9 protein-coding genes are annotated in these 12,873 nt (G+C 65.3%); 8 read left to right on the top strand and 1 reads right to left on the bottom strand.

Translation table 11 applies throughout. The features are described from left to right. Nucleotides 1–5 precede the first annotated feature (5 nt). Nucleotides 6–1,877: a dihydrolipoyl dehydrogenase gene (gene lpdA / locus ACK4HJ_RS05700; RefSeq protein WP_409828555.1), complete on the top strand. Its 1,872-nt coding sequence runs from the start codon at nt 6–8 to the stop codon at nt 1,875–1,877. Between the two features lie 91 nt (nt 1,878–1,968). Here the strand turns inward: lpdA and ACK4HJ_RS05695 are convergent, their stop codons facing one another. Continuing rightward, nucleotides 1,969–2,907, bottom strand: coding sequence for a LysR family transcriptional regulator (locus ACK4HJ_RS05695; protein ID WP_409828552.1), 939 nt, complete (start codon nt 2,905–2,907; stop codon nt 1,969–1,971). 156 nt (nt 2,908–3,063) lie between these two features. Between ACK4HJ_RS05695 and ACK4HJ_RS05690 the strand changes: the two genes are divergently transcribed. From ACK4HJ_RS05690 to ACK4HJ_RS05660, 7 genes are all read left to right on the top strand, one after another. Then, a complete protein-coding gene (locus tag ACK4HJ_RS05690; protein WP_409828550.1) occupies nt 3,064–3,645 on the top strand; it encodes a carboxymuconolactone decarboxylase family protein in 582 nt (193 codons plus the stop codon). A 12-nt stretch (nt 3,646–3,657) separates the two neighbouring features. Then, nucleotides 3,658–4,521, top strand: coding sequence for an NAD(P)-dependent oxidoreductase (locus tag ACK4HJ_RS05685; protein ID WP_409828548.1), 864 nt, complete (start codon nt 3,658–3,660; stop codon nt 4,519–4,521). A 131-nt stretch (nt 4,522–4,652) separates the two neighbouring features. Then, nucleotides 4,653–6,656 (top strand): methyl-accepting chemotaxis protein, encoded by a 2,004-nt coding sequence (locus ACK4HJ_RS05680; RefSeq protein ID WP_409828546.1) that lies wholly within the window; start codon nt 4,653–4,655, stop codon nt 6,654–6,656. A 412-nt stretch (nt 6,657–7,068) separates the two neighbouring features. Beyond that, nucleotides 7,069–9,207: an acyl-CoA dehydrogenase gene (locus ACK4HJ_RS05675; protein ID WP_409828544.1), complete on the top strand. Its 2,139-nt coding sequence runs from the start codon at nt 7,069–7,071 to the stop codon at nt 9,205–9,207. A 190-nt stretch (nt 9,208–9,397) separates the two neighbouring features. Further along, on the top strand, nt 9,398–10,819 hold the full coding sequence (locus tag ACK4HJ_RS05670) for an aspartate kinase (RefSeq protein ID WP_409828541.1): 1,422 nt from the start codon (nt 9,398–9,400) through the stop codon (nt 10,817–10,819). 301 nt (nt 10,820–11,120) lie between these two features. After that, a complete protein-coding gene (locus ACK4HJ_RS05665) occupies nt 11,121–11,792 on the top strand; it encodes an NUDIX domain-containing protein (RefSeq protein WP_409828539.1) in 672 nt (223 codons plus the stop codon). A 93-nt stretch (nt 11,793–11,885) separates the two neighbouring features. After that, nucleotides 11,886–12,869, top strand: a complete 984-nt coding sequence (locus ACK4HJ_RS05660) for a class I SAM-dependent methyltransferase (RefSeq protein ID WP_409828536.1) — start codon at nt 11,886–11,888, stop codon at nt 12,867–12,869. Nucleotides 12,870–12,873 lie beyond the last annotated feature (4 nt).

Here is a 12,873-nt window from a genome sequence, read left to right as displayed (position 1 = left end):
CTGCAATGGCAACCATTGACATCAAGGTCCCCGACATTGGCGACTTCGACGAGGTCGGCGTCATCGAAGTGCTGGTCAAGCCCGGCGACACCATCAAGGCCGAGCAGAGCCTGATCACCGTGGAGTCGGACAAGGCCTCCATGGAGATTCCCTCCAGCCACGCCGGCGTGGTCAAGGAACTCAAGGTCAAGGTCGGCGACAAGGTGGCCGAAGGCGCCGTGGTGCTGACACTGGAGGCTGCAGATGCGGCGGCCGCTGCACCGGCGTCTGCGCCAGCACCTGCGTCTACTCCTGCGGCAAGCGCACCGGCTGCAGAGCAAAAATCGGCTCCAGCGCCCGCTGCATCTATGCCGGCAGCTCCTAAAATCGAAGCGGCCAGCTTCGGCGGCACGGCCGACATCGAGTGCGACGTGCTTGTGCTGGGCGGCGGCCCCGGCGGCTACAGCGCCGCCTTCCGCGCGGCCGACCTGGGCCTGAAGGTCGTCATCGTCGAGCGCTATTCGACCCTGGGCGGTGTCTGCCTGAACGTGGGCTGCATCCCCTCCAAGGCGCTGCTGCACGTGGCAGCCGTGATCGACGAAGCCAGCCACCTCAAGGCGGCCGGCATCGACTTCGGCACGCCCCAGGTCAACGTGGACACGCTGCGTGGCCACAAGGAAAAGGTCATCGGCAAGCTGACCGGCGGCCTGGCCGTCATGGCCAAGATGCGCAAGGTGACCACCGTGCGCGGCGTGGGCCAGTTCGTGGGCGCCAACCACCTCGAAGTGGAGGAAACCACCGGCGCCAAGGGCCAGGAGAAGACGGGCAGCAAGAAGGTCGTGGCCTTCAAGCGCGCCATCATCGCCGCCGGCTCGCAGGCCGTGCATCTGCCCTTCATGCCCAAGGACCCGCGCGTGGTCGATTCGACCGGTGCGCTGGAACTCAAGGAAGTGCCCAAGCGCATGCTGATCCTGGGCGGCGGCATCATTGGCCTGGAAATGGGCACCGTCTATTCCACGCTGGGCGCCCACCTGGACGTGGTTGAGATGATGGATGGCCTGATGCAGGGCGCCGACCGCGACCTGGTCAAGGTGTGGCAGAAGATGAACGCTCACCGCTTCGACAACATCATGCTCAAGACCAAGACCGTCGGAGCCGAGGCGACTCCCGAGGGCATCAAGGTCAGCTTCGCTGCAGCGGAAGAGGGCGGCACCGCGCCCGAGCCGCAGGTCTATGACCTGGTGCTGCAGGCCGTGGGCCGCACGCCCAACGGCAAGAAGATCGCCGCTGAAAAGGCTGGCGTGGCCGTCACAGACCGCGGCTTCATCAACGTCGACATCCAGATGCGCACCAACGTGCCGCACATCTTCGCCATCGGCGACATCGTGGGCCAGCCCATGCTGGCCCACAAGGCGGTGCATGAAGGGCACGTGGCGGCCGAAGTCATCGCCGGGGAACTCACGGGCGACAAGGCGCTGGCTTCCGCCGCGTTCAACGCCCGCGTGATCCCGAGCGTGGCCTACACCGACCCCGAAGTGGCATGGGTGGGCCTGACCGAAGACCAGGCCAAGGCGCAACGCATCAAGGTCAAGAAGGGCCTGTTCCCCTGGACCGCCTCCGGCCGTGCCATTGCCAACGGCCGCGACGAAGGCGTGACCAAGCTGCTGTTCGACGACTCCCCCGAGGCCCACGGCCACGGCAAGATCCTCGGCGGCGGCATGGTGGGCACGCATGCGGGCGACATGATCGGCGAGATCGCTCTCGCCATCGAGATGGGCGCAGACGCGGTGGACATTGGCAAGACGATTCATCCGCACCCCACACTGGGCGAAAGCATCGGCATGGCGGCGGAGATTGCGCATGGCAGTTGCACAGATGTGCCTCCGCAGAAGAAATAGCCTGAGAGCGCTCTTCGGTTGCTACTGATTCAGTAGCTGGCTGCGCAGATTCCGAAAGGGCTGCGCGGCTTTTTTATGCCGCAGTCACCTACTACGCTGCGCTCCTCGCGGGCCCGTGGGCATGCACTCCAGCGCCCTCCCGAAGTTTCTCGCGCAGAAAATCTGCCATCGCGCGCACCTTGCTCGGCAGATAGGTGCGGCTGGGGTAGACGAGCCATGCAGCCGTATCGAAGGTGGTGGCGGTGGCCGCGTAGCCTGGCAGCAGCGGCACCAGACGCCCCGTGGCGACCGCATCGGCCACCAGCCAGTCTGGCAGCAGCGCTGGTCCCAGGCCGGCGACAGCCGCTGCCAGCAGTGCGCTGGCGGGCGCCAGTGTCAGGTGGCCCTGGATGGCGATGCGCTCCTCGTTGCCCTCGGGGTCACGAAACGTCCAGTGCGTGCGGTATGCCCGCAGGTTGAAGCGCAGCACCGGGTGCTGGGACAGGTCGGCAGGGCGCACAACAGGCGGATGCCTTTCTGCATAGCCGGGGCTGGCATACACGCCGTAGCGTGTGTCCATGAGTTTCGACACCACCACGTCGCCCTCGATGGCCGGCGCCAGCCGCACGGCCAGATCCACGCGCTCTGTGACCAGGTCTACGTTCGTGTCGGTGAACAGGCACTCGACCTGCAGGCCCGGATAGCGGGCATGAAACTCGCCGAGCAGGGGAACGATGCACACCTGCCCGAACGTGACCGAGGCGGTCAGACGCAGCACACCCTGCGGCGCCCGGCTGACCTGTGCGGCTGCGTCGCGCGCATGCTCCAGCTCGTCCAGCAAGGGCTCCAGCCGCGACAGATAGATTTCGCCCGCTTCGGTCAGCGTCATCGATCGGGTGCTGCGCTGCAATAACCGCAGGCCCAGCCCGCTCTCCAGATCCGCAATGGCGCGCGATACGGAGGATGGGTCCACGTCGCGCTCCTTGGCCACTGCGGCAAAACTGCCGCGTCGGGCCACCGCCACAAAGAGGTGCAGGCTGTCGGTGTTCATTCATGCATTATCTGCACGTGAATGCTGAATGAATGCGTCTGTATCCGTCTTTTGATCATCAATAGAGTCCGGTTTCAGGTCGCCCGCAATGGGTGGGCGGCCATCCAACCAGTGCTTCGGCGGGGCAGTTGCGCTGTCGCTATTGAGAAAGAAACCATGACCACCTTCACGTCCTACACCCTCGACAACGCCCCGGCAGCTTCCCGGGCGAAACTGGCCGAGGTGGCCCAGGCCTGGGGCTTTGTGCCCCGGTTGCACGGCAATCTGGCCGAAAGCCCGCTGGCACTTATCGCGTACGACACGCTGTTTGGCTTGGTGGCGGCCCACGCCACCCTCACGCCCATCGAGCAGCAGGTGGCCTACCAGGCCGTCAACGTGCTGCACGAGTGCGAGTACTGCACCGCAGGGCACACCTATTTGTCGCGCGCCGTGAAGATGGATGAAGCCGCAATCGCCGCTCTGCGCAACCGCACGCCCATTCCAGACCCAAAACTGCAGGCCTTGCGGGTTTTCACCGAAGCGGTCGTGCGGGAGCGGGGCGGGGTGGACGGCGCTGCCGTGGACGCCTTCATCGCTGCGGGCTTCAGCAAGGCCCAGGTGCTGGAAGTCGTGACGATTGCGGCGACCAAGACGCTCTCCAACTACACCAACCACCTGACCAAGACCCCGAAAGAAGACTTCATGGCCGACCCCGCGCACGGCTGGGTCGCTCCACGCAACCGCGCGCTTGCAGGTTGAGGCAAACACGCCATGCAACACATTGCATTTTTGGGACTGGGTGCCATGGGCACCCGCATGGCCACGCAGCTCGTCAAGGCAGGCCACCGCGTCACCGTGTGGAACCGGAACCCTGCCAAGGCGGCGCCGCTGCTGGAGGTGGGCGCCGCGCTGGCGGCGACACCGCGCGACGCAGCGCAAGGCGCGGACATCGTGATCTCCATGGTCACCGACGACGCGGCCGCGCGCGCTGTCTGGCTGGATGGGGCGGCGGGGGCGGTGGCCGGCTTGCGGCCCGGCGCTATCGCGGTGGAATGTTCCACCGTCACGCCGGGCTGGGTACGGCAGCTTGCCGAAGCGGCGCAAAGCCGCGGCGCGCAAATGCTGGATGCCCCGGTGGCAGGGTCCCGGCCCCAGGCCGAAGCCGCTCAGCTGATCCTGATGGTGGGGGGGGAGGCCGACACGCTGGAGCAGGCCCGCCCTGTGCTCGGCGCGATGGCGGCCAAGGTGCTGCACGTGGGGGCCATCGGCCAGGGTGCAGTGCTGAAACTCGCTGCCAACGCCTTGTTTGCCGCGCAGTTGCTGAGTCTGGCCGAACTGCTGGGCTTTCTCGCCCGCAATGGCTGCCCGGCAGCGCAGGCGGCGGACCTGCTGGCGGAGTTCCCCATCGTGGCGGCGCCCATTGCCGGGGCCGCCAGGATGATGGCGGCGGGCAACACCACGCCCTTGTTCACCATCGACCTGATGGAGAAAGACCTGGCCTACCTGCTCGACACCGGCCGGGTCAGCGGGGCCAACCTGCCTGGCGCCAGCGCGGCGCGCGCGGCTTTTCAGCGCGCGCAGCAGCGAAGTCTTGGCAGCGCCCATGTGAGCGGCATCGCGGCCGTGTTCGCGTGAAAGGCGGCGAAAGCTGAGGCGGGTGCCAACAAAGAGTCGCGCAGGCGTCTCGGCGCATGTGACTTTTTGTTACCGCGGGCATCAAGTTTGCTAAGGGTTCCGCACGAATCACTTCTTTGGTGAGACCCTGCATGAAACCCAAAGCCTCCCTAGGTTCACATTTCTTCGTCTGGGGCCTTGTCTGCGCGTCCAGTTTTGTGGTGCTGGCGGCCAGCGCCTGGAGCTTGCACGGTGATCTGCAGGCGGCCCCCGGCGCCTCCGAAGCTGCCTGGCAACGCTTGATGTGGCTTTTGCTGGTGGCGGCGGTGCTGGTCGGCGTTGCCCTGACGCGTCTGCACCGGTCGGTGGCCCGGCAGTTGGGGGCCAGCCCCCACGCATTGAGCGAACACATCGCCCATCTGAGCGCTGGCAGGTTGGCGTCCTCCACGTGGACGCCAGCCAGCGATTCAAGCAGTGCCCTGGCGGCGCTTCATGCTCTGCGCAACGCGCTCGCCGAAAAAATCGGGCAGGTCCGGCAAGAGGCCGAAACGGTCGCCCATGAATCGGTCACGTTCTCATCCAACAATCTGAATCTGGCCTCCAACATGTCGCAGCAGACCGAGTTGCTGCAACAAAGCCGGTCGCACATCGGTAGCCTGCTCGATACCGTGCAGCAGGCGGGCAGCAAGACGGCAGATTCTCAAAAGTCGGTGCGTTTTGCATCCGACATTGCAACCCAGGGCAATGCGGTGGTCGGCAAGATGACCCACACCATGGATGCGCTCAGCGAATCCTCGGGGAAGATCGAGGAGATCATCGGCGTCATCGACGGCATTGCGTTCCAGACCAATATTCTGGCGCTCAATGCTGCGGTGGAGGCTGCGCGGGCGGGCGAGCAAGGCAGGGGCTTTGCAGTGGTGGCATCCGAGGTGCGCACGCTGGCCCAGCGCTCCGCCAGCGCGGCCAAAGAAATCAAGACGCTGATCGCGGGCTCTGTGGAAAAGATTACGCAGTCGGCAAAACTGGCTGACCAAGTGGCCAATTCGATGGACGAGATCAACGCCAGCTCGCGGCAAGTCACGCACATGATGGAAGAGATCGCCGCCGTCACCCAGCAGCAACAGCGCGACATTGCCCAGCTGAGCAGCTCGCTGGACCACCTGGATGCCGTGACCGGGCGCTACGCCGAGCTTCTGCACAGTGCCAGCGTCGATGCGGAAACCCTGCAGACCCGCGCCGACCGGCTGCGTTACGCGGCGGCAGCGTTTCACGTGCCCGGTTTTCCGGGTGCCGATGCGCTGCCGGACCTGCCCATTGCGCGTGTCAGCGAAAAGCAAGTGGCGCGCCCCGCCGCCGCCCTGCGCGTTCGGCAAGGGCCCGGCGCGTCGGCCGCGAAGTCGGCGCAGTTGGCGCACAGCGTTCAGCTCATCATCGGCACGGCCCATGAACCCCCGCTGAACTACACCGATGCCGCCAACAAGCACGATGCGAGCGGTGCGGACGTCAAGGGCTTTTCGCCCGACGTGGTGCGCGAGATTCTGGCCCGCACCGGGCACCACGCAGAGGTCCGCATCACGTCGTGGGAGCGCAGCTACGCCGCGCTGCAGACCGAGCCCAATGCCGTGCTGTTCACCATGGCACGCACACCCAGCCGCGAAAACCAGTTCCACTGGGTCGGTCCGCTGGTCCACAGCAATGCGGTGCTGTACGTGAAGAAAGGCAGCGGCATCAGCGTCAAGAGCCTGTATGAGGCGCGCAAGCTGCCCAGCATCGCGGTCATCAAGGGGGATTCCAAAGAGGAGTTCCTCAAAGGCAAGGACTTCCGCAACCTGGATTACTCGCCCGACTGGGCGACCGCCTTTCGCAAGCTGCTCGAAGGCAAGGTCACCGCGTTGGTCATGACCGACATGGACCTGCCCACCACCGCCAGCGATGCGGGCCTGAACCCAGCCGACTTCGAGCCGGTCTATGAACTCTTTGTGAATCGCCTGTACATCGGCATGTCCAAGCGCACCGATCAGGCGGTGGTGCGCAGCTGGCAGGAAGCGCTGGACGCCATGAAGCGCGACGGCAGCTTCAACCGCCTGGCACAGCAGTGGTCACAGCATTGGGGCGCCCAATGGGTGGTGCGCGACGGGGCGGTGCAGGCGCAGTGAGTTGCCCCGGGTTGGCCAGACGCTTCCCATCCATCAGACAGGCGCTGCGGCAATAGAGGTGTTGCGGCAGTTGCTATCGTATTAATAGCTTTTCGCGCAGGTGGGATAAGCGCTAGAGCCTGAAAATACTTCGAGTCATCGCAGAAGCGCGCGCGGCACACGCCTGGACTTTTTCGTTTTGTGCCCTCTCTCACGCGTTTCACTAGCCGCAGTGCAACCGCGGCCGGAACGGCGGCTTAAGTAGCCGCCTGGACTGTGTGAACTCCCCGTGGTGGACGCGTAAATCGAGCCCATGGATGACAACAGAGTCAGAGTATGGGGACGCGGCCTGGGCGAACACCGGCTGAAACTGAAGCACTCGCATCTGCGCAAAGGTGCTTTTGCTTTCGTTCTCAGTTTCAAGGAGGTGGTCATGGGCATCGCATCACTCGTCGGTCAATTCGCGATGGCACCCTTTGCCAAAGCCTTGCCCGCGATGGGCGACACCGAGCGCGCAGCGCTGGAAGCCGGAACCATCGGTTTCGAGGGCCATTTGTTCGCAGGCACCCCTGACTTTGGTGCATTGCTCGCCACCGGCCCGAACAAGCTGACCGTTGAAGAACAGGCGTTTCTCGACAACGAAGTGCGAATCTTGTGCGGCATGCTGGACGATTTTCAGATCGATACCGCACGCGACCTGCCGCCCGAGGTGTGGCAGTACCTGCGCGAGAAGCGCTTCTTCGGGATGATCATCCCCAAGGAATGGGGTGGCCTGGGCTTTGGGCATTTTGCGCATGCGGCGGTGGTCACGCGGCTGGCCACGGTCAACGTGTCGGCGGCGGTGACGGCCATGGTGCCCAACTCGCTGGGCCCGGCTGAACTGCTGTTGCGCTACGGCACGGACGCACAAAAGCAGCACTACCTGCCGCGCCTGGCCGACGGGCGCGAACTGCCGTGCTTCGGATTGACGTCGCCGTACGCCGGCTCGGATGCGGCGTCGATTCCAGACCGCGGCATCCTGACCACGCGCGAAGTCAACGGACAGCCGGTGCGCGGCTTCAACGTCACATTTTCCAAGCGCTACATCACCCTGGCGCCCGTGGCCACGGTGGTGGGCTTAGCCTTCAACGCGCGCGACGAGAGCCGCCCCGAGGGCCAGCGCGACCTGGGCATCACCTGCGCGCTCATTCCCGTGCCCACGCCTGGCATGCAAATCGGCCGCCGCCACCGCCCCATGGACAGCGCGTTCATGAACGGGCCCATAGTGGGCGAGGACGTGTTCGTGCCCATGGACTGGATCATCGGCGGCGAGGCGCAGGTGGGGCAGGGCTGGCGCATGCTGATGGAGTGCCTCGCGGCGGGCCGCGCGATCTCGCTGCCAGCCCTGGGCGCGGCCACGCAGCAAAGCGCGGTGTTCGTGGCCAATGGCTATGGCAAGGTGCGGGAGCAGTTTGGCTTGCCCATCGGCAAGTTCGACGCGGTGGCCGGCATCATCGCGGGCATGGCGGTGGAGCTGTATGCCACGGATGCCGCCCGCCGCTTTACCTCAGCTGCGCTGGACAATGGCGGCCAGCCCGCCGTGGCCAGCGCCATCCTGAAGGTGCACCTGACCGAGGCCGGCCGCACCGCCATCAACCACGCCATGGACATCCTGGGCGGCAAGGGCATCATCAACGGGCCGTCCAACCTGCTGTCGGTGGCATACAGGCACATGCCCGTGGCGATCACGGTGGAGGGCGCCAACATCCTCACGCGCTCGCTCATCATCTTTGGACAGGGGGCTGTGCGCTGCCACCCGTATGTGATGGCCGAGATGCAGGCCGTGGAGCGCAAGGACACAGAGGCGCTGGGCCAGGCCCTGCTGGGCCACGCCGGCCATGTGGCGCGCAACCTGTGGCGCAGCCTGTTTGGCGCGCCCGTGGTGGGCACGCCGCCCGCCGACCTGGCCGCAGAGGCCGCGATGCTGTCGCGCCTGAGCGCCAAGTACGCGCTGACCTGCGACCTGGCCATGGGCTTGCTCGGCGGCAAGCTCAAGCGCATGGAGCTGCTGTCATCCCGCCTCGGCGACTGCCTGTCCCACCTCTACATGGCCAGCGGCTGCCTGTGGCGCTACGCGGTGGAGGGAGACGCCCAGATGCTGCCCCTGGCCCGCGCCGCCCTGCGCACCGAGCTGAATGCAGCCGAAGAAGTGCTGCGCGACCTGTACGCCAACCTGCCCGCGCCCGGCCGCCGCCTCATTGGCAACCTGGTGCTCAGCCGCACCGCGCACCTCGCGCCGCTGCGCGACGTTCAGATGCTGTCGCTGGCCAAACAGCTGCGTGACAACCCGGCCCTGGTGCAACGCCTCTGTCCCGACATGAGCCTGCCCAAGGGCGGCGGGGTGGTGGACCTGGTGCGTGCGCTGGAGCTGGCCGCCCAGCTGGGCGAAGACGCCACCAACCAGCTCAACAAACTGGTGCGGCGCACCGGCTCGTTTGAAGAGGCGGCCGCGGGAATGCCCAACCCGGCGTTGGCGCTGGCGTACCTGCAGGCCGCCGACAAGGTGATCCAGGTGGATGACTTCGCCCCTTGAGGGCCGCCCGCCGCGTGCACGGGCAGGAGCAATTGGGATGCGGCAGTGCGTGCGGCAGAGGATGACTGGCGGCCGCGCGGGGTGCCCCAACAAAAGTAATGGAAAATACCGGGTTTGCTGCGCCGGCCCTGGGCAGCAAGCATTTTTTCCTGCCCGGTTGTTCCATTCCTCTGCTCCCCTGAGCCTGTCCATGCAAGACGTTCAAAACTCCAAGATCTCTGTCGAGAAGATCGGCGGCACTTCCATGACCGCCTTTGGCGATGTGCTGCGCCACATCATGCTGCACGATCCCAAGCGCATTTACGGCCGGATCTACGTGGTGTCCGCCTACTCGGGCGTGACCAATCAGCTGCTGGAACATAAAAAGACGGGCGAGCGCGGCATCTACGCCCTGTTTGCAGAGAGCAAGGGCTATCAGGATGCGCTGGCCCAGCTGGCCGCCAGCCTGAAGAAGATCAACGCAAGTTACGCCGACCTGGGCCTGCCGCTGGATGTGGCCGATGCCTTCATTGACCACCGCATCGGGCAGGCGCGCGAATACCTGAACGCCATGCAGCACGTGCTGGCCAGCGGCTACCTGAGCCGCCACGACGTGCTGCTGGCAGCACGCGAAGTGCTGGCCTCCATTGGCGAATCGCACAGCGCGTTCAATTCGGTGGAGATCCTCAAGGCCAAGGGCGTGAACGCCGTGCTGATGGACCTGGCCGGTTTTGACGACAACGAGGCATGGACGATTGACGAGCGCATTGCCCACAGCTTCAAGGGCCTGGACTTGAGTGACAAGGTGGTGGTGGCCACGGGCTACACCAAGGGCACCGAAGGCATCATGCGCGAGTTCGACCGGGGCTATTCCGAAGTCACGTTCAGCAAGATCGCCGTGGAAGTGCGCCCCGCCGAGGCCGTGATCCACAAGGAATTCCACCTGTCGTCTGCCGACCCCAATCTGGTGGGCCTGGAAAACGCCATCGTCGTGGGCGCCACCAACTACGACGTGGCCGACCAGCTGGCCGACGTGGGCATGGAAGCCATCCACCCCAAGGCCGCCAAGCCCATGGAGCTGGCGGGCATCCCCATCCGCCTGAAGAACACCTTCGAGCCCGACCACCCCGGCACGCTGATCACCAAGGACTTCGTGGGCGAGCGCGCGCGCGTGGAGATCGTCACTGGCACCGACAAGGTCACGTTGATCGAGATCCACGACCCCAGCATGGTGGGCACGGTGGGCTTTGACGCGGGGCTGATGAACGTGTTTTGCAAGCACGGCGTGAGCTACATCCTCAAGGCCACCAACGCCAACTCCATCGCCCACCTGGTGTGGGACAGCCAGGTCACCCCCGCACTGGTGGCGGAGCTGGAGGAGGACTACCAGATCGTGACGATCAAGCCCAGCGCGATCGTGTGCGCCATTGGCTCCAACATCAGCATCCCTGGCGTGCTGGCCAAGGCGGCGCAGGCGCTGGCCGATGCGCAGGTCAACGTGAACTGCGTGTCGCAAACCTTGCGGCAGGTCAACATGCAGTTCGTGATCGAGCGCGAAGACTACAAGACTGCTGTCAAGGCGCTGAACCTGGCGCTGTGTGTGAATTCTGGCGCGCTGGTTCCACGCGTTTGACGCCGCACGTACGTAGGGACGCACCGTGATGGTTGAAAGCCCGCCGTGTGCGGGCTTTTTTGTGGGCGCGCCTCGCCCGGCTTTTGGTTGCAGAGTGTTTCCACTCACTTTTTCATAGCTGCTGGCGCTTTTCCAGCAAGCGATAAAGCCCTGTTTGACTCAAATTCAGTCGCCGCCTTCTGAGACAGGCATGATGCTGCCCTTCGAGCCCCGCAAGGAAAAAACCTGTGTTGCCACATCCCGCTGCCCATCGCTGGCCCCTTCATTCCACACGCCCTGCAACCATGCAGGAGACCAAAGCATGACGCGCCCCGTGCCCGCCCCGGTGCCTGCCAGCACGGACCAAGTGAAGCTGCTGGCGGTGGAGGTGCTGTCCAACCACTGGTACACCCTGCGCAAGGTGACGCTGGAGCTGCGCCGGCGCGACGGCCAGTGGCAGCGCCAGGTGCGCGAGGCGTACGACCGGGGAAACGGCGCCGTGGTGCTGCTGCATGACCCGCGCCGGGGCATGGTGGTGCTCACGCGGCAGTTCCGGTTGCCCACGTTTCTCAACGGCAACGCGCAGGGCCAGCTCATTGAGGCCTGTGCAGGCCTGCTGGACGGTGACGACCCCGAAACCTGCGTGCGCCGCGAGGCCGAGGAGGAGACGGGCTTTCAGGTGCGCACGCCGCGCAAGGTGTTCGAGGCCTACATGAGCCCGGGCTCTGTCACGGAGAAGCTGCACTTCTTTGTGGCGGACTATGAACCCTCCGACCGCATCCGCGAAGGCGGCGGCATGGTGGAGGAGGGCGAGGACATCGAGGTCATCGAGATGCCGCTGGTCGATGCGCTGGACGGCATCCGCACCGGGCGCATCCAGGACGGCAAGACGGTAATGCTGTTGCAGCATGTGGCGCTGGAGCAGTTACAGCAGCAGTTACAGCAGCAGTTGCAGCAGCAGGGCAGCGCGACGGGTCTGGTCGACAATCCATGATGCTATTTATTTGGTAGCTATCAGCGCTTTATGGATAAGAGCTGGAGCCCATTTTCATTCAAATTTTCTCGCGATTCTTTTTCCACCTCACCCATGCAAGCCCTGCTCGACGCCATCGCCGCCATGCCCCTGCCGACCGACGCCGCGCGCATCTTCCACGGCCGGGGTGGCATGCATCCCGGGTGCGAGCAGTGGGTGCTGGACGCGTACCCGCCTGTCTTTGTGCTGACCAGCTTTGCGCCCGCCACCGAAGACGCACTGGCTGCCGTGGGCGCCGCACTGCAAGCGCGCTGGGAGCAGGTTGCACCGCCGGGCGAGCCGCTGAGCTGGGTCTTCCAGCACCGGGGCGAAGCCCTGCGGGTGGAAGGCCGCAGCGACACGCGCCTGATGGCGGGCGCCGTGCCCGACCCGCACGTCGTCACCGAAGCCGGCGCGCGCTTTCGGGTGCATGTGCTGCGCGGGCAGAACCACGGCCTGTTCCTTGACATGGCGGCGGGGCGCCGCTGGGCGCGCGACTTTGTGGCTGCACGCCAAGGGAGTCGTTACGGGCTCAAGGTGCTCAACCTGTTTGCGTACACCTGCGCCTTTTCGGTGGTGGCGCTGCAGGCGGGGGCCAAGCAGGTGGTCAACGTGGACATGAGCCACGGCGCTATCGGCATCGGCCAGCAGAACCACCAGCTCAACGGCATCACCACGGGCGCAGCGTTTTTACCGCATGACATCTTCAGCAGCTGGGGCAAGATCAACCGCAGCGGGCCGTATGACCTTGTGATCGTGGATCCGCCCAGCTACCAGAAGGGCAGCTTCGTCGCCACCAAGGACTACGCACGCCTGATGCGCCGCCTGAACGACCTGCTGGCTCCCGGCGGCCATGCGCTGCTGTGCCTGAACGCGCCCGAGCTGGGCCTGGCCTTCCTGCAAGACCAGATGCGAGAACTGGCGCCGGAGCTGCAGTTTGTGGAGCGCGTGGCCAACCCGGCCGTGTTTGCGGATGTGGATGAACACCGCGCGCTGAAGGTGCTGGTGTACCGCGCGCCCGATCTGCCGCCGGCTGCAGCGGTGGCGCCTGGGCCGTGAGCCC

This window comes from Acidovorax sp., from assembly GCF_046294525.1.
GTDB lineage: Bacteria > Pseudomonadota > Gammaproteobacteria > Burkholderiales > Burkholderiaceae_C > Acidovorax.
The sequence above is the reverse complement of the archived record's forward strand: the minus strand, read 5'-3'. Positions and strand labels throughout refer to the sequence as shown.

Coding starts and splice junctions, on each gene's coding strand:
- lpdA (WP_409828555.1), top strand. CDS start 6: ATGGCAACCATTGACATCAAGGTCCCCGACATTGGCGACTTCGACGAG.
- ACK4HJ_RS05695 (WP_409828552.1), bottom strand. CDS start 2,907: ATGAACACCGACAGCCTGCACCTCTTTGTGGCGGTGGCCCGACGCGGC.
- ACK4HJ_RS05690 (WP_409828550.1), top strand. CDS start 3,064: ATGACCACCTTCACGTCCTACACCCTCGACAACGCCCCGGCAGCTTCC.
- ACK4HJ_RS05685 (WP_409828548.1), top strand. CDS start 3,658: ATGCAACACATTGCATTTTTGGGACTGGGTGCCATGGGCACCCGCATG.
- ACK4HJ_RS05680 (WP_409828546.1), top strand. CDS start 4,653: ATGAAACCCAAAGCCTCCCTAGGTTCACATTTCTTCGTCTGGGGCCTT.
- ACK4HJ_RS05675 (WP_409828544.1), top strand. CDS start 7,069: ATGGGCATCGCATCACTCGTCGGTCAATTCGCGATGGCACCCTTTGCC.
- ACK4HJ_RS05670 (WP_409828541.1), top strand. CDS start 9,398: ATGCAAGACGTTCAAAACTCCAAGATCTCTGTCGAGAAGATCGGCGGC.
- ACK4HJ_RS05665 (WP_409828539.1), top strand. CDS start 11,121: ATGACGCGCCCCGTGCCCGCCCCGGTGCCTGCCAGCACGGACCAAGTG.
- ACK4HJ_RS05660 (WP_409828536.1), top strand. CDS start 11,886: ATGCAAGCCCTGCTCGACGCCATCGCCGCCATGCCCCTGCCGACCGAC.